This is a genomic window from Paraburkholderia acidiphila, assembly GCF_009789655.1.
Taxonomy (GTDB): Bacteria; Pseudomonadota; Gammaproteobacteria; order Burkholderiales; family Burkholderiaceae; genus Paraburkholderia; species Paraburkholderia acidiphila.
Window position 1 is genome coordinate 693,425 of sequence record NZ_CP046909.1, and the last position, 16,117, is coordinate 709,541.

The 16,117-nt window shown below is 62.0% G+C and carries 13 protein-coding genes and 1 pseudogene; 12 read left to right on the forward strand and 2 right to left on the reverse strand.

Annotation, left to right across the window (positions count from 1 at the left end):
• Positions 1-11: 11 nt before the first annotated feature.
• From groL to FAZ97_RS03130, 4 genes are all read left to right on the forward strand, one after another.
• Positions 12-1,652: a chaperonin GroEL gene (gene groL / locus FAZ97_RS03115; RefSeq protein ID WP_158757144.1), complete on the forward strand. Its 1,641-nt coding sequence runs from the start codon at positions 12-14 to the stop codon at positions 1,650-1,652.
• 362 nt (positions 1,653-2,014) lie between these two features.
• Positions 2,015-3,225, forward strand: a protein-coding gene (locus FAZ97_RS03120; protein WP_158757145.1) for an IS3 family transposase whose coding sequence is annotated in 2 segments (ribosomal slippage) — positions 2,015-2,330 and positions 2,330-3,225 — 1,212 coding nt in all. Because the reading frame shifts where the segments join, the coding sequence is not laid out codon by codon here.
• 348 nt (positions 3,226-3,573) lie between these two features.
• Complete coding sequence (locus FAZ97_RS03125) at positions 3,574-4,941, forward strand: class I SAM-dependent methyltransferase (protein WP_158757146.1); 1,368 nt, start codon at positions 3,574-3,576, stop codon at positions 4,939-4,941.
• Between the two features lie 402 nt (positions 4,942-5,343).
• Positions 5,344-7,071 (forward strand): glycosyltransferase family 39 protein, encoded by a 1,728-nt coding sequence (locus FAZ97_RS03130; protein ID WP_158757147.1) that lies wholly within the window; start codon positions 5,344-5,346, stop codon positions 7,069-7,071.
• Between the two features lie 302 nt (positions 7,072-7,373).
• Here FAZ97_RS03130 and FAZ97_RS03135 read toward each other — a convergent pair whose 3' ends face one another.
• On the reverse strand, positions 7,374-8,489 hold the full coding sequence (locus FAZ97_RS03135) for an FkbM family methyltransferase (protein ID WP_158757148.1): 1,116 nt from the start codon (positions 8,487-8,489) through the stop codon (positions 7,374-7,376).
• Between the two features lie 172 nt (positions 8,490-8,661).
• Between FAZ97_RS03135 and FAZ97_RS35775 the strand changes: the two are divergent.
• Positions 8,662-8,781 (forward strand): annotated as a pseudogene (locus FAZ97_RS35775) (IS5/IS1182 family transposase); the annotation flags it as partial.
• On the opposite strand, the gene FAZ97_RS03140 reads toward FAZ97_RS35775, so the two are convergent.
• The gene (locus FAZ97_RS03140) at positions 8,782-9,627 is read right to left on the reverse strand and encodes a hydroxymethylpyrimidine/phosphomethylpyrimidine kinase (RefSeq protein WP_158757149.1); all 846 of its coding nucleotides are present in this window, start codon (positions 9,625-9,627) and stop codon (positions 8,782-8,784) included.
• A 284-nt stretch (positions 9,628-9,911) separates the two neighbouring features.
• On the opposite strand from FAZ97_RS03140, the gene FAZ97_RS03145 reads away from it, so the two are divergent.
• From FAZ97_RS03145 to FAZ97_RS03175, 7 genes are all read left to right on the forward strand, one after another.
• Complete coding sequence (locus FAZ97_RS03145; protein WP_008342674.1) at positions 9,912-10,082, forward strand: rubredoxin; 171 nt, start codon at positions 9,912-9,914, stop codon at positions 10,080-10,082.
• Between the two features lie 259 nt (positions 10,083-10,341).
• Positions 10,342-11,853, forward strand: a complete 1,512-nt coding sequence (locus FAZ97_RS03150; RefSeq protein WP_158757150.1) for a hypothetical protein — start codon at positions 10,342-10,344, stop codon at positions 11,851-11,853.
• A 234-nt stretch (positions 11,854-12,087) separates the two neighbouring features.
• Positions 12,088-12,666 (forward strand): YqgE/AlgH family protein, encoded by a 579-nt coding sequence (locus tag FAZ97_RS03155; RefSeq protein ID WP_158757151.1) that lies wholly within the window; start codon positions 12,088-12,090, stop codon positions 12,664-12,666.
• Positions 12,663-13,097 (forward strand): Holliday junction resolvase RuvX, encoded by a 435-nt coding sequence (gene ruvX / locus FAZ97_RS03160; protein WP_158757152.1) that lies wholly within the window; start codon positions 12,663-12,665, stop codon positions 13,095-13,097. Before FAZ97_RS03155 ends, ruvX begins: the two co-directional genes overlap by 4 nt.
• Before the next feature lie 20 nt (positions 13,098-13,117).
• Positions 13,118-13,639, forward strand: a complete 522-nt coding sequence (gene pyrR / locus FAZ97_RS03165) for a bifunctional pyr operon transcriptional regulator/uracil phosphoribosyltransferase PyrR (RefSeq protein ID WP_158757153.1) — start codon at positions 13,118-13,120, stop codon at positions 13,637-13,639.
• 84 nt (positions 13,640-13,723) lie between these two features.
• Positions 13,724-14,743 carry an aspartate carbamoyltransferase catalytic subunit gene (locus FAZ97_RS03170; RefSeq protein WP_158757154.1) on the forward strand — a complete coding sequence of 340 codons (1,020 nt, stop codon included), beginning with the start codon at positions 13,724-13,726 and terminating at the stop codon, positions 14,741-14,743.
• Positions 14,744-14,769: 26 nt separating this feature from the next.
• Complete coding sequence (locus tag FAZ97_RS03175; protein WP_158757155.1) at positions 14,770-16,053, forward strand: dihydroorotase; 1,284 nt, start codon at positions 14,770-14,772, stop codon at positions 16,051-16,053.
• Positions 16,054-16,117: the final 64 nt, after the last annotated feature.

Sequence of the window (16,117 nt, forward strand, 5' to 3'; positions counted from 1 at the left end):
GGAGTTAGAAGATGGCAGCTAAAGACGTCGTGTTCGGCGATTCCGCCCGTTCCAAGATGGTTGAAGGCGTGAACATTCTCGCCAATGCAGTGAAGGTCACGCTGGGTCCCAAGGGCCGCAACGTGGTGCTCGAGCGCTCGTTCGGCGGCCCGACGGTCACCAAGGACGGTGTCTCGGTCGCAAAGGAAATCGAGCTCAAGGACAAGCTCCAGAACATGGGCGCGCAAATGGTCAAGGAAGTCGCTTCCAAGACCAGCGACAACGCCGGTGACGGCACGACGACGGCTACGGTTCTGGCCCAGTCGATCGTCCGTGAAGGCATGAAGTACGTCGCATCGGGCATGAACCCGATGGACCTGAAGCGCGGCATCGACAAGGCCGTCGCAGCAGCAATCGAAGAGCTGCGCAAGGTCAGCAAGCCCTGCACGACCAACAAGGAAATCGCGCAAGTCGGCTCGATCTCGGCCAACAGCGACACGTCGATCGGCGACCGTATCGCTGAAGCGATGGACAAGGTCGGCAAGGAAGGCGTCATCACCGTCGAAGACGGCAAGTCGCTGCAAGACGAGCTGGAAGTCGTCGAAGGTATGCAGTTCGACCGCGGCTACCTCTCGCCGTACTTCATCAACAACCCGGACAAGCAAGTCGCCGTGCTGGAAAGCCCGTTCGTCCTGCTGTTCGACAAGAAGATCTCGAACATCCGCGATCTGCTGCCGGTTCTGGAACAAGTCGCGAAGGCTGGCCGTCCGCTGCTGATCATCGCCGAAGACGTCGAAGGCGAAGCTCTGGCAACGCTGGTCGTCAACAACATCCGTGGCATCCTGAAGACTGTCGCCGTCAAGGCTCCGGGCTTCGGCGACCGCCGCAAGGCCATGCTGGAAGACATCGCGATCCTGACCGGCGGTCAAGTCATCGCGGAAGAAACCGGTCTCACGCTCGAAAAGGCAACGCTGGCCGAACTCGGTCAAGCCAAGCGCATCGAAGTGGGCAAGGAAAACACGACGATCATCGACGGCGCTGGCGAAGCTTCGACCATCGAAGCCCGCGTGAAGCAAATCCGTACCCAGATCGAAGAAGCGACGTCGGACTACGACCGTGAAAAGCTGCAAGAGCGCGTTGCCAAGCTGGCAGGCGGTGTTGCCGTGATCAAGGTTGGCGCTGCGACCGAAGTCGAAATGAAGGAAAAGAAGGCACGCGTGGAAGACGCGCTGCACGCAACCCGCGCTGCCGTTGAAGAAGGCATCGTCCCGGGCGGCGGCGTTGCGCTGATCCGTGCACGTACGGCAATCGCCAGCGTGAAGGGCGCCAACGCAGACCAGGACGCCGGTATCAAGATCGTCCTGCGCGCGATGGAAGAGCCGCTGCGCCAGATCGTCACGAACGGCGGCGAAGAAGCGTCGGTGGTCGTGGCAGCGGTTGCCGCTGGTTCGGGCAACTACGGCTACAACGCAGCGACGGGTGAGTACGTCGACATGGTCGAAGCCGGCGTGGTCGACCCGACGAAGGTCACGCGCACCGCGCTGCAAAACGCAGCTTCGGTTGCTGGCCTGCTCCTGACGACGGACGCAGCGGTTGCTGAAGTGCCGAAGGAAGATGCTCCGATGGCTGGCGGCATGCCCGGCGGCATGGGCGGCATGGGCATGGACATGTAATTTAGGCTCAGGCCAAAATTACATCGAAGTGCAGGGGACACGTCGTGAGGCGTGTTCCTTGAGCCGACCACCGGCTCAAATGAAAATACGCAGTGGTACTAAAGCCGTTCAGGTACGACCTGAGCGGCTTTTTTTTTGTGGCGAGTCGCAGGCAGATGCGGCAAGCCACAATGAGATGGTCAGCTCCGCGTCCCAGCGATCAGGCTCGAGGTATCACGCGCTCAAGCGATCGACACCAGGCGCTCTCAAATCACTGGGTGAATACCCTTGGAGCAGCCCCCTGAATCTCCGGACACAGTCTCCCGCTTAAACTAACGGGTAGGCATAAGACTGTGTTTTTGACTAACACCAGGCAGGAAGTGATGGAAGTGTTGACGGGCCCGGAGCGTCGGCGGCGCTGGACGGCGGAACAAAAGCTGGCGATGGTGCGAGAGAGCTTCGAGCCGGGGAAGTCGGTTTCGATGGTTGCGCGCCAACATGGCGTGAACCCGAACCAGCTGTTCCACTGGCGCAAGCTGTACCAGGACGGGAGCCTGTCAGCGGTCAAGGCCGGCGAAGAAGTTGTTGCGGCGTCGGAATTGGCCGATGCGCTCAAGCAGATTCGCGAACTGCAACGGATGCTCGGCAAGAAGACCATGGAGAACGAGATTCTTCGCGAAGCAGTCGAGTATGGTCGGGCAAAAAAATGGATAGCGCACTCGCCCTTGCTGCCGGAGGACGACCAGTGAAGCTGGTTTGTGAAGTTCTCGGCGTGTCGCGCTCGAACGTATCGGCACGACTGTCGCGTCCGGCTACATGGCGGGATAGACGTCAATCGAGACAGACCGACGATGCGAGCGTGGTCGAGGAAATTCGGCGCGTCGTCGGCGATTTGCCCAGCTATGGGTATCGCCGGGTCTGGGGCACGTTGCGCAACGAACGCGTTGCGCTTGGGCTGCTGCCGTTCAATGCAAAGCGCGTCTATCGCGTCATGCGCACGCACGGGCTACTGATGCAGCGCCGACCGATACCACCTAGGCCGCAACGCCGGCACGACGGCAAGGTGGCCGTAGCGCGCAGCAATCAGCGATGGTGCTCCGACGGCTTCGAGTTTCGCTGCGACAACGGCGAACCATTGCGCGTGACGTTTGCGCTGGACTGCTGCGACCGTGAAGCGATGAGTTGGGCGGCCACGACAGCAGGCCACAGCGGCGACATCGTGCGCGACGTAATGCTGGCTGCAGTGGAAAACCGGTTTGGCAACGAGCTGCATACGCCGTCCGAAATCGAGTGGCTGAGCGACAATGGTTCGGGCTACACGGCCGACGACACACGTCGGTTCGCAGTGGCCATCGGTCTGAAGCCATTGACCACGCCGGTGTGTAGCCCGCAAAGTAACGGCATGGCTGAGAGCTTCGTGAAAACGATGAAGCGCGACTACGTCGCCTTCATGCCGAAGCCGGATGCAGCGACCGCTGCACGCAACCTGGCCATTGCGTTCGAGCATTACAACGAGAAGCATCCCCATAGCGCGCTGAAATACCGCTCGCCTCGCGAGTTCCGGCGCTCGATGGACTCAGCAACCTTAGTGTGAAGCTGTGTCCGGGATTGCAGGGTCAACTCCAACCCTCAGCCACCCTAAGCCTCTCGTCATTCTAAATAGCGCGGTCGTCAAGGCGACCGGGCAGACACGTCCTGCCGTCGTTCGATATCATCGGAACAATCCCCGCTAAAGCGGCCTGTACACTGTTCTGCGCTCAACGGCGCGTGATCGCGAGTAATTGGGGCACTAGCGACGTGTCAGCCGCAGACGGCCTCACTCTTGATCGAGATCGATGCGCGCTGGGTCCATCGAGGCCTGTATACCTCGATTCGTAATTTGGATGGTGTACGCTAAGCCAACCCAAAAACTACCCTTTCACCCCTGAATAAGAGGTTTGATATGCGGTATTTTTCCGAGAAGGACCTTTTTAAATTCGATGACCTGCTCAAGGACATTGAGAGCCACGCTCAAGATAACGTCGACTTATTGAGGCGTCTTGACCGTTATTCAGTCGCGCTGACCGGTGATATCGCGGGGATGAAAGCGATCGATCCGCGATCCGATGCTTACATAGAGCATGTCAAGGCTGTCCATGAAGAAATCATTGGACGCACTCACTCGAGTGAACTGGAAGGACTTCCGGAACTCAACGCCGATTACGAGCGCGAATGGCCCTATCCATGGGGAACCCGGTCAGGACCGACCGTCGCCAATTTCCTCATCGCATACGGACTGCTTCTCAAAGTTGCAAACCTCCCTCCGAACGCGCGCGTGCTTGAAGTCGGTTGCGGCATGGGCTCGCTCACGTGGAATTTGGCCCGCATGGGCTATCGCGTCGATGCACTCGATCCTAACGAACTGCAATGTCAGATCGTTCGCAATGCGACGAAGGATTTTCCTGTGCCGCCCAATGTCATAGCAATGACGCTGGATCAATGGCTGAGCGCTAAAGCCGAAAGTTACAAATACGATGCTGTTATATTCTTTGAATCATTCCACCATGTCATTGACCATCGAGCATGCTTGCGGGAGTTGCAGCGAAATCATGTGGAATTCGATTCAAAACTAATACTCGCTGCTGAGCCCGTTTTCGAGAAGGAATGCGCCCATCTTCCCTATCCTTGGGGGCCGCGCCTTGATGGCCAATCACTTCGGGCAATGCGTCGATGGGGTTGGCTTGAACTGGGGTTTACCAGGTCGTATATCAAACAGCTCTTCAAGGAATTGGACCTATCCTTTACCTGGACCAAGTGTCCCGATGGAGGCCCGCTTTCGCAGATCATCGTTGGCTACAAGGAAGACAATCCGGTCAACAAGACACACGACTCTGGCTTGCGGTATCCAGCGTCACTATCTGACGGTATCGATCTGTCTGTCGATGGAATGCCAAACTACGTGGCCAAATTTGACGGATTGGCCGGCGTCGAGCCTTGGGGGCGCTGGACGATCGGAGACAGAGTCAAGATCAAGACCTCGCATCGGCTTCCGTCGAATGTCACTGTGACGCTGGATTTAACCTCCGTTTTCGGGCCTAACGTTCATAAGAACCTGAAGGTGCGAATTGGGAATCACACGGTGAAGCGAAAGCTAGAACCCATCGAGCAGAAGACGACCTATGAGTTTCATTTCGAGAATGTGCATGGCAACGAGATCGAAATACTTGTGCCGCACCCGTGCCGCCCCAAGGATATTCCGCAACTCGGCATTGAGGATCCCCGTCGTGTTGGCCTTGGAATCAAGCGATTGAAGATCGCGACGTTTTCCTGACATCTCGTTGGTGCCAGCAAGCATGCCGGCACCTTGGTCGCGGAGTCGCTGATCACGTGGGCCCGCACTCCGCTGTCGTGCCCGCGCAGAATCGAGGCCCAATGTACCGGCTCCCTCTCCACGGCGCCGTAATTCACTGTCCGGCACCGCCACCCGTTTCTACGGGCCCGAGGCGAAAGACAAGTTTGATCGCGGGCTTCGCGCGTGATGTGACCAGGATCCTCGTCGATATCAACGCGACGCATATCCATGGACCGGTGAACCGAACTCCCGGTAGCCCCAGATGCGATGCAATTGGCGAGCATCCGTACGCGAGGAGCGCTACAGACCCGAGCGGGTCGTGATACCGGGTCCGGACACGGCCGAGTTATACTCTGTCACTTTCAAACGCCCACCCCTGTCATGCGCCACGACCCTGACCAGCCGAATGCTCTTAATGAAAGCTCGTCTCGTAGCGCAGGCGGCAGCGTACCAAAGCTATTCCTGGCTGTCGCATTGGTTTCTATCATCTTCCTGTTGATGAGGAATGCGGGCCTTTATCCGACAGTGTTCGCGGACGAACTGCATTACAACTTGTTGAGCCGCATTCAACCGCTCGCATCTGCCTCTGAACCCGCCTATTTGTATCTCGGCCTTTTCCGCGCGACAAATTTTTGCGGAGAAGGATTCCTGCAGTGCGTTCGAATCTTGAACGTCGTGGTGTATGCCATCGGGGTGGCGTTCGTATTCTTGACCGCGAGGAGATTTACCTCGACTAACGTGGCGGCATTCATCGGCATCGTCGTGTTGCTGATGCCGACCGACGTTTACACGGCTTATTTTATGCCGGAAGCCATGTACTTTTGCGGCTTCTGGATTGTGTCCTGGTTTGTGCTGACAGGCGATGACCAGGTTCCGATGCGCTATGCCGTCGGAGTAGGCGTTCTGCTAGCGTTGCTGGCGCTCATCAAGCCGCACGCGCTGTTTCTTGTCCCTGCGCTTTTCGTATTCGTCGCATATCGCGCCAGCTGTTCAGACGCAGACGGCCGACTCGCGCGTTCCCTCATGGCTGCGTTCGCTTTCCTCGCGGTCGCGATATGCGTCAGGTCGATATTGGGGTATCTTGTTGCCGGCCACGATGGGTTGAGTCCACTCGGAAGCCGATACAACGACCAGGCGTCCGAATCCGGCGCGTGGTCACACCTCAGCACATTTGGTGTTGATTTCCTTGGCGTCCTGGGCCGACACCTGATTGCCTTGTGCGTCATGTTCGGTGTCCCGATTGCAATATCGCTCGACCGGCTCAGACGGTTGAGATTAAACAGCAGGCCGTCTGGTTCCGACCGGATCTCTCTCGCAATCTACTTGAGTCTGGTTCTTGCCACGCTTACGGTAGTCACGTCACTTTTCACCGTGATTGCGGCTGGCGGCGCGCCCTATGAAGTATTGGGCCGCCTGCACATGCGCTACTACAATTTCACGTTTCCGCTTTTCCTGATTCTCGCCGGCGCGTCATTGCGGACCGCAGAACTTCGCGATACTCAGAGCGCGCGCCGATGGCGAGTAGGGCGGTGGGCAATCGCGGCACTCGTCGTTATCTGCGCGATTGCCGGAATCCGCCACGGAGCGGCACTGTCGAGCGCTCTCGTTGACAATCCGGAATTTCGCGCTTTCACTCGCTACACGGCTGTTTTCATCGTAGTCAGCCTTTGCGGCCTGCTTTCATTGGCCGTATGGGCTTACGATGACAGTCGCGGCGCGAAATTGTTCATGTTCCTCTTTGTGCCCCTGTATCTGGTTGTAGCGCTATATGGTGGCACGCACGAAATGCGGGAGCGTTTGACACCCGATGCCTACGATGAGGCGGGCATGTTCGCTCGTCGCTTTTTATCGGACAGCGATCGCGGAAAGCTTCTGGTCGTCGGTTCGGATCTGGGCAACCTGTACAAAACGCTCTTCTACGTGGACAACACGTCGGCCAGGCTTATTACGCTCGGCGAAAATGCTCCGCTGCAAAAGCAAGCGATTCCGAACGACAGTGAATGGGTGTTGATCATCGGCAATCACGCTCCCGTGGCGTCCGATAACGCGATGCAAGGACCCAATGGAATGTACACACTTCTCCACATGGCCGGGAACAAGGCTAAATAAGGCCAATTGTGCCGGGCGCGGCCGACGCTGAGGCAATCGTTGATTGCAGGAACGGGCTGAATTCTGGAGGGCTTGACGTATTCGATACGGCCCACCGGGATACTCCGATGCAGCGTTCGATCCAGCTTCGCCCTTCACCTATCGGCTAGCCGTGTCAGCCCCATACCAGGGGAAGGGGGGAGAGTTGCGGCTGACGCTGGCCTATGTGGGCGCAGGTCGGACTGTTGCGCGTGCGCCTCGGAAGGTCTTCGGCACCAAGATGGAGCCCTGGAGTCATCGACCTTTGTCCTTGTTCAGCGTGATCAGCGATTTGCTTGTTTCGCCTCTTCCCGGAGGCACCTGATCTGCTCTTCAAGCGCCCAGATTTTATATTCCTTTTCGTGAACGACCTTTTCGAGTTGGGCCGCTCGAAATTCAGCGACACGCAAATGGTAGTGCTGGTCGTAACGTTCGAATTCGCTGTTGTCGACGAGATCGAGATTCACCCAAAGTTGCGATCCATCGACCTCGACCATGGTTTCGAGCGCAACGCGCAGGTTGTGTTGCGGCTTGCACGGTTTTTCGTTGATGAGTCGCCAGCCGTTGCCATGCAGCAGTTCGATCAGCTTGCCTTCGATTACGCGGCTGTGCGTTTCAATTAGCATGAAACGTACTTTTGAGCGCAAGTCGACGAGCGACGATTCTACCGCTTTGTATTCGTAGCCCTGAATGTCGATGTGCAGGAAATCGACCTTAGGTTCGCTTCGTATGATATGTGAGATCGTGTAACAGTCGACCTCGCGGGTACTGACAGCCTTCCCTGCCTGGTCGCAATTCTCTTCAGTCCCATCGAACACGGAACCGCCCCAGTCAAGCGGACCGGCGGAGGCAAACGTCAGCTTGCCATTGATGTCGCCCACCGCAGCGAGGTAGGACTCGACACTTACACAGTCCGCTTCGACCGAAGAAGTCGTCGTATTGGGATTGATAACAGGAAGGCCATTATCTTCGAAATGGCCTTTCATCAACGCACGCCGATCCGGATCTGCTTCAACGGCAATCAGTTTGATCCGCGTTATTCCCTTTCGCTGTGCAGCTTTGCCGCTGAACGCCAGCCACGGACCGTAGCCGGCTCCCAACTCGACTGCAGTAAAGGTTTCGCCGGCTGCGTTGACTGCTTTAATGGCGGAAAGGTACTCGATTGCTTCAGCATGAACGCCATCGTTGGGGAATGGTATGTCGCCAACTAGTTGATCGAGTTTTCCCGGCAAAGGAGGAAAGTATGACAAGCGCGTTCTGACACCGGAAAAATCCGTGTAGAACCCCGGCGTGGGTTGCACGGTCCGATTGCGATAGGGTTCGAACGCGTGCAACTCTGAAGCCTGAATGCCGACGAAAACGTGAATCTCGTTGAGTCTCTCGATTAGCGATCGGTCCATCCCATCTTCCTCGTTGAGTAAAATGTGAAGTGCGGACGATTCTACGCAGACTCGCGTTCCTTTAAAAGCGTCGCGGAAATTTTGAGTACGCAATCGGCATCAAACATTTCAAATCCAGCACTTTGACTCTAGCTGGCTGTGAAATAGCGCTCGCGGTCGTCGTGGAGCGGGAGCGCTGGGCAGCCGCGTGAGTATCGCTCCGCAGAAGCTGATTCGCGTGTGGCTGTTGCAGGGGCTGTATTCGATTCGAGGCGAGCGCATGTTGCTGGAGCACATCGCCTGCAGCATGCTTTTATTGCTTCGCTTCGCCGGGCGAGGCTTCGTCCGCGTCCGTGTCGTTGCTGCGCGCCCAGAAGAACCGGTCGGGCAGCCACGCCCCCATGCCCGGCCTGAACGCGCCCTGCACGGCCTGATACACATACTCTTGCGCCTCGCGCACGGCCTCGGGCGGCTCCTGGCCGTTTGCGAGCAGGGCGGCGATGGCGGCGCCGAGCGTGTCGGTCACGCCCATCATCGGGTTCGTGGAGCGGTCCCACAGGTCCTGGCGCAACTGGCCGTCTTCGCAATACAGCGTGTTGACCACGCGATGCGTGCCCGTTTCCATCGCCAGGATGTACTCGCAGCCCGTGGCGAGCAGGTGTGCAATGGCCGCGTCGACGCTGGGCGCCTCCGCGTCCCCGTCCGGCTGCGCGAGCGCGATCAGTGTCGCGGAGTCGGCAACGAGCAGCGTGGTTTGCGGCACGAGCAGGTCGGCCATGGCTTCGCGCAGCTCCTCGGCGGCGAGCACGTGTTCGTCGTCGAGCGTGAAGTCGGGGGCGAGGATAAGGGGCACGTCGTCGTAGTCGGCGACGACTTCGGCGATCGCGCTCACGACTTCGGCGCGCGCGCCCGCGCCCACCTTGAACGCCGCGATGGGCATGTCTTCGAGCAACATGCGCGCCTGGGTGGCGACGGTTTCCGGATCGAGCCCGGTCACTTCGTCGCAGCCCGCGGAGTCGCGCACCGTGTAGCCGGTCAACGCGGTGACACCGTGACAGCCCATGCTGGCGAGCGTGAGCAGGTCGGCTTGGAGTCCGCCGCCGCCCGTCGGGTCGGAAAGGCCGAAGGTGAGGACGATGGGAGGGGTGTCGCTGGGCATGAACGTGGCGAGATGGATTGGACTTCGGGCGCGGCGTACCGCGCCGTCATAAGAAAATGCTTCAATTATGCGGCTTATCGTTGAATCCGGGGGACGGATGACCCCGGCACTCGCGAGGATTTTTTCGCGCGGCACGAGCCGCACGCGGCGACGCATTCTGTTTGATCCCGTACAGGCCAGATTTCCTCTTGCTAGGCATGGAAACGGCAACAAGGTACCATCATGGCTCTCGTTTCCCCGATTTTTTTTCCGACTGGTTTCGGACTTTTCGACGCGGCATAAGAATGGAATATAGAAGCTGGATGTGCCTGATCTGCGGCTGGATTTACGACGAAGAAGCCGGTTTGCCAGACGAAGGCATTGCCCCTGGCACGCGCTGGGAGGATGTCCCGATCAACTGGACCTGCCCTGAGTGCGGCGCGCGCAAGGAAGACTTCGAGATGGTCCAGATCTGAGACCACGCTGGCGGCTGCGCGCGGTTGTTGTGCGCTTCCGACCTGTTTCTCACGCGTTTCGCAGGTAACGGGCCGTGTCCGGCGCGCAGTCTGGCCGCTGATTCCAGACCGATGGCGGGTGCCGAGTGCGGTGCGGCTTGCGGTGTCGCGACGGCCGGCATCGTATTTGCGCTTGCCGTCGGGGTTGTCGACGCCTGTGTCGACGCGTTTGTCGAGAACGCCCGCCTGGTCGGCCCGCTAATGTTTCCGGCGCTGCCCTATGAGTCATCCTTCTAGCTCTGATGTGCGGTTCGAAGCGTTGCCGAATCCGCGCGGCGGCACGGTGCCGTTCGCGCACGGAGCGCTCGCCCTGGCGCTTGCCGCGCTCGAAGAGCAGCGTGACGTCGCCCGGCCGCTGCGCCAGGCCGCCCGCACGCTGCACGACGCCGGCTGGCTTGCCGCCGCGCGCTTTGCCGATACGCTGCTCCTCGCTTCCCCGCTCGCGCTGGCGGCCCCGGTGCCCGTAGCGCCGCCGCCGGGCTTGCCCGCGCGGCCGCTGCATGCGCCGGACGAGGCGCAGGGCGCGGAAATCCGTGCCTTGTTCACTGAGGCGCTCGAAGATCTCGTCGCCGCGCTCGAGCGCCGCAATTTGCGCGAGCTGGCGTGCTCGCCCGCGCTTTTTGCGCGGCAGCACGCGCTCGTGGCCGCGCTCGCGGAGCACATGCCGGGCGTCGCGCTCGCCTACGAGGACATCGCGCTGCTCGGCCGGCCGCTCGCGCCCGCTTCGCTGCATCCGCAGCCGGCGCAGCGCTTTGGCCAGGTGCGCGCGCGCTTCGAGCTGGCGCTCCTGCATGCGCTCAAGTCCCAGGTCGGCGACGGCAGCCGCGCGGCCAATGCGCTCGCACTCGCGGCGTTCGACGAGATGGACGCGTGCATGGCCGAGCTATCGAGCGCCGATCCCTACGACTTCTGGCGTCTCGCCGCCGCGTGTGGACGCGCGCTGCGGCGCGGCGTGGCGTCGTGGGGCGACGAGGGCGTGCGGCGTCTTTACGCGCGCTGCAATCTGCTCATCGGCGAGCATGCGCGCGGCCTGCGCTTCGCGCCGCAAACGCTCGTGCGCTCGACGCTGGCGTTGCTATGGCGCGACTACGCGCTCTTCGGGGCCGCCGCGGAAGACACCGCCGACGTCGATTTGCTGCATGACTACGGCCTGACCGTGGAATGGCACATTGCCGGCACACAAGCCTCGGAGGCGCTGTGGGAAGCCGGCAGCGTGCAGGCTGGGGCGCTCGCGGCGCGTGTGGCGCCCACGCGCGAGCTGGGCGCGCTGGTGGTGAACGGCAATGCGTATGAAGATTTTCTGCAGACCGCCGATGCGGCGATGATCGCGCTCGGCACGCACTCGCGCACGCTGACGCTGCGCGGCGCAGGCGCGAGCGCGAGCGCGGAACCCGCCGATGCGCTGGTGGCCGCCGAAGCGGCGTACCGCATCGGCGCCGCTGCCTGGGCGCTGGGACTCGGGCATGTCGGCCAGCTCGCGGACGCGCTGGGCCTCGCCTGGCGGCGCACCGCGCATGCGGCAACGCTTGCGGCGCTCGAGGCTCGCGGTGCGCCATCGGTTCAGCCGCCCGGCGCCGAGGCGATCGAGCACGCCAGCGAGGCGCTGCGCGCCATGCTGCACAAGGTTGCGGCGGGCATCGCACAGCCCGATGCGGCGCCTGCTGTGCGTGCCCTCGGCGCCGCGATCATCAGCGGCGCAGCGCAAAATGCGGTGCACAATATTGGGCGCTGAATCCATCGGGCCTGCGGGTTCGCGGCGCGGGCCGCGCCTCGCAGAGGTCGGGCATCGGCCTTGCGCCATAGGCCGATCGCCCTGCAAGGGCACAGCGCGCGCGTGTTAGAGTGAGCCATTCCCTGCAATGCGCAACGCGCAGTGGCCGGCAAGGTGCGAGGCAGCCATCGGGCGCCCGACCTCCGGCCTGGCAGCGCGCCGCCATTGCGCATCGTCTTTGCTAGAATTCAAACCATGTCCAAGAGTAACGATCGCATCAATCTGACCAACCAGTTCCTGATCGCCATGCCGAACATGGCGGACCCCACGTTTTCAGGAACGGTGGTCTACCTTTGCGATCATTCGGAGCGCGGCGCGCTCGGTCTCGTCATCAATCGGCCCACCGACATCGATCTCGAGGCGCTCTTTTCCCGCATCGACCTGAAGCTCGAAATCGAGCCGCTCCTGCACGTGCCTGTCTATTTCGGGGGCCCGGTGCAGACCGAGCGCGGCTTCGTGCTGCACGCGAGAGCCGAGGGCACGAGCTATACGTCTTCGATGTCGGTGCCGGGCGGCCTTGAAATGACCACCTCGAAGGACGTGCTCGAAGCCGTCGCCAACGGCAGCGGCCCCGAGCGCTTCCTGCTCACGCTCGGCCACGCCGGCTGGGGCGCCGGTCAGCTCGAGGACGAAATCTCGAAGAACGGCTGGCTCACGGTCGAAGCCGATCCGAAGATCGTATTCGACGTGCCTGCCGAAGAGCGCTTCGAAGCGGCGCTCGCGCTGCTCGGCATTTCCTCGTCGATGCTCTCGGGCGAGGCGGGTCACGCATGAGCGTGGCCGCTGGGCGAGGGGCCTGCGAGGCCACCTTGCTTGCGTTCGACTATGGCGAAAAGCGCATCGGCGTCGCGCTCGGCAACGCGCTCACGCGCAGCGCCCGGGCGCTCACTGTCATCCCCAACAAAAGTCGCGACTACCGCTTCGAAGCGATAGGCGCGTTGCTGCGCGAATGGCAGCCCGATCTGCTCGTGGTCGGCCTGCCGTGCCATCCGGACGGCACGCCGCACGTCATGACCCAGCATGCGAAGCGCTTTGGCAACCAGCTCAACGGTCGCTTCGGTTTGCGGGTGGTCTGGGTGGACGAGCGCTATTCGTCCGTCGACGCCGAAGCGCGGCTGCGCGAGCGCGGCGAACGCGTCGAACATGTCGACGCCGAGGCGGCCTCGGTGATTCTCCAGCAGTATCTCGACGAACTCCCGCACTAACAAAGCCCGCGAGTTGCCCGATGATCATCCCCGATGCTGAAGCGCTGTATTGCGCCCTTCTCGACGAGATCCGCGCGGCGTATCCCGCCGATGCGTTCGGCGCGCCCGGCGGCGTGGCGATCGTCGGCATTCATAGCGGCGGCGCGTGGATCGCCGAGCGAATTGCCCATGACGTCGGGGCGCTCGAATGGGGCGTGCTCAACGTTGCGCTGCACCGCGACGACTATGCGAAAAAAGGCTTGCACAGCAAGGCGAGCCCGACGGCGCTGCCCTTCGCGGTGGAAGGCCGTCACATCCTGCTCGTCGACGATGTGCTGTTCACGGGCCGCACCGTGCGCGCCGCGCTCAACGAACTGTACGACTACGGCCGGCCGGCCTCCGTCGAACTCGCGGTGCTTGCCGAACGCGGCGGGCGTGAGCTGCCGGTGTCCGCGCGATTCACCGGCGGCGCGGTCAGCGTCCCTGCACGCGAAACGCTTGTGCTCGCACACAGCGTCGACGGTCGTTTCGCGTTTCACGTCGAGCCGGGCAGCGGCGCCTGACGCGCACATCGAACCGCTTCGGCGGCAGCGACGGCAAGCGCACACGCTGGCCACGCGCCGCCCATCACCTCCAGGATTCACGCGATGAATACACAGCCCACGCCCGCGGCGTCTCCAGCGGACGACAAGCGTTTTCGATACGGTTTTCTCAAGGGCAATCCGCAGCTCACGAAGAACGGCGAGCTCAAGCATCTGCTGTCGATCGAAGGCCTGTCGCGCGCGATCCTCACGCATGTTCTCGACACCGCCACGCAGTTCGTGAGCGTAACCGACCGCGACGTGAAGAAGGTGCCGCTGTTGCGCGGCAAGTCGGTGTTCAACCTGTTCTTCGAGAACTCCACGCGCACGCGCACCACGTTCGAGATCGCGGCCAAGCGGCTTTCGGCGGATGTGCTCAACCTGAACATCAACGCTTCGTCGACGAGCAAGGGCGAGTCGCTGCTCGACACCATCGGCAACCTTTCGGCGATGCATGCCGACATGTTCGTCGTGCGCCACGCGTCGAGCGGCGCGCCGTATTTGATCGCCGAGCACTGCGCGCCGCACGTGCACGTGATCAACGCCGGCGACGGCCGCCACGCGCACCCGACGCAAGGCCTGCTCGACATGTACACGATCCGCCACTACAAGCGCGATTTCACGAATCTGCGCGTGGCGATCGTGGGCGACATCCTGCATTCGCGTGTGGCGCGCTCGGACATTCACGCGCTGACCACGCTCGGCGTGCCCGAGGTGCGCGCCATCGGCCCGCGTACGCTGCTGCCGGGCGGGCTCGAACAGATGGGCGTGCGCGTGTTTCATAACCTCGACGAAGGCCTGAAAGACGTCGACGTCATCATCATGCTGCGCCTGCAGAACGAGCGCATGAGCGGCGCGCTGCTGCCCTCCGCGCAGGAGTACTTCAAAAGCTGGGGCTTGACGCCCGAGCGCCTCGCGCTCGCCGCGCCCGACGCGATCGTCATGCATCCGGGGCCGATGAATCGCGGCGTGGAAATCGACTCGCAGGTCGCAGACGGCCCGCAGTCGGTGATCCTCGACCAGGTGAGCTTTGGCATTGCCGTGCGCATGGCGGTGATGGGCATCGTGGCCGGAAATAACGACTAAAGCGGCGAGAACGCCAAGGGCAGCACATGAACATTCTTATTCAAGGCGCCACGCTGATCGATCCGGCGGCCGGGACGCAACAGCAGCAGGACGTGTACGTCGAAGCGGGCAAGATCGCCGCGCTTGGCGCGGCGCCCGCGGGCTTCCACGCGGACAGAACGATCGATGCGCGCGGCCTCATCGTCGCGCCCGGTCTCGTCGACCTGAGCGCGCGCCTGCGCGAGCCGGGCTACGAGCACAAGGCCACGCTCGACTCGGAGATGAACGCCGCGCTCGCGGGCGGGGTGACGAGCCTCGTGTGCCCGCCCGATACCGACCCCGTGCTCGACGAGGCGGGCCTCGTCGAGATGCTCAAGCACCGTGCCGGCAAGCTCGCGCGTGCGCATGTGCATCCGCTCGGCGCGCTTACCGTGGGCCTGAAAGGGCAGGTGATCACCGAGATGGTGTCGCTGACCGAGGCGGGCTGCATCGGCTTCACGCAGGCCGACGCGCCGATCGCCGATACCCAGGTCCTGTTGCGCGCGCTGCAATACGCGAGCACCTACGGCTATGCCGTGTGGCTGCGGCCGCAGGACGCGTATCTCTCGAAGGGCGGCGTGGCCGCGAGCGGCGCGGTGGCATCGCGCCTGGGCCTCTCCGGTGTGCCGGTGAGCGCGGAGACGATCGCGCTGCATACGCTCTTCGAACTGATGCGCGTGACGGGCGCGCGCGTGCATGTGCAGCATCTTTCGTCGGCGGCGGGCGTCGCGCTCGTGCGCGCCGCGAAGGCCGAGGGGCTGCCCGTGACTTGCGATGTGACAGCCAACCATCTGCATTTGATCGACATGGATATCGGCTATTTCGACGCGCAGTTCCGGCTCGACCCGCCGCTGCGCCAGCAGCGCGATCGCGAGGCGCTTCGCGCGGGTCTCGCCGATGGCACGATCGACGCGATCTGCTCGCAGCACACGCCCGTCGATGACGACGAAAAGCTGCTGCCCTTCGCCGAAGCGACGCCGGGTGCAACGGGCCTCGAACTCTTCCTCTCGCTCACCGTGAAATGGGCGAAGGAAGCGCGCGTGCCGCTCGCGAAGGCGCTCGCCCACGTGACAGCGGCGCCGGCGGCCGTGATGCAACGCGAAGCGGGGAGGCTTGCCGTGGGTGCCAGTGCGGACCTTTGCGTGTTCGATCCCCACGCGCACTGGCGTGTCGAGCCGCGTGCGCTCAGGAGCCAGGGGCACAACACGCCGTTCCTTGGCTACGAATTGCCCGCGGTGGTGCGCGCGACGCTCGTGGCCGGCCGCCTGGGCTTCGAGCGCGGGTTCGACTGAGCTTGCGAACACGCATGACAGATTTGTGTCATGTGTGTCTGCTAGGATCACGCGATTCAGTCAT

Bases quoted from the DNA above. Each gene is read 5' to 3' on its own strand.
- FAZ97_RS03175 (WP_158757155.1), top strand. From the start codon at position 14,770: ATGAACATTCTTATTCAAGGCGCCACGCTGATCGATCCGGCGGCCGGG.
- FAZ97_RS03150 (WP_158757150.1), top strand. From the start codon at position 10,342: ATGAGTCATCCTTCTAGCTCTGATGTGCGGTTCGAAGCGTTGCCGAAT.
- FAZ97_RS03130 (WP_158757147.1), top strand. From the start codon at position 5,344: ATGCGCCACGACCCTGACCAGCCGAATGCTCTTAATGAAAGCTCGTCT.
- pyrR (WP_158757153.1), top strand. From the start codon at position 13,118: ATGATCATCCCCGATGCTGAAGCGCTGTATTGCGCCCTTCTCGACGAG.
- groL (WP_158757144.1), top strand. From the start codon at position 12: ATGGCAGCTAAAGACGTCGTGTTCGGCGATTCCGCCCGTTCCAAGATG.
- FAZ97_RS03135 (WP_158757148.1), bottom strand. From the start codon at position 8,489: ATGGACCGATCGCTAATCGAGAGACTCAACGAGATTCACGTTTTCGTC.
- ruvX (WP_158757152.1), top strand. From the start codon at position 12,663: ATGAGCGTGGCCGCTGGGCGAGGGGCCTGCGAGGCCACCTTGCTTGCG.
- FAZ97_RS03125 (WP_158757146.1), top strand. From the start codon at position 3,574: ATGCGGTATTTTTCCGAGAAGGACCTTTTTAAATTCGATGACCTGCTC.
- FAZ97_RS03145 (WP_008342674.1), top strand. From the start codon at position 9,912: ATGGAATATAGAAGCTGGATGTGCCTGATCTGCGGCTGGATTTACGAC.
- FAZ97_RS03155 (WP_158757151.1), top strand. From the start codon at position 12,088: ATGTCCAAGAGTAACGATCGCATCAATCTGACCAACCAGTTCCTGATC.
- FAZ97_RS03170 (WP_158757154.1), top strand. From the start codon at position 13,724: ATGAATACACAGCCCACGCCCGCGGCGTCTCCAGCGGACGACAAGCGT.
- FAZ97_RS03140 (WP_158757149.1), bottom strand. From the start codon at position 9,627: ATGCCCAGCGACACCCCTCCCATCGTCCTCACCTTCGGCCTTTCCGAC.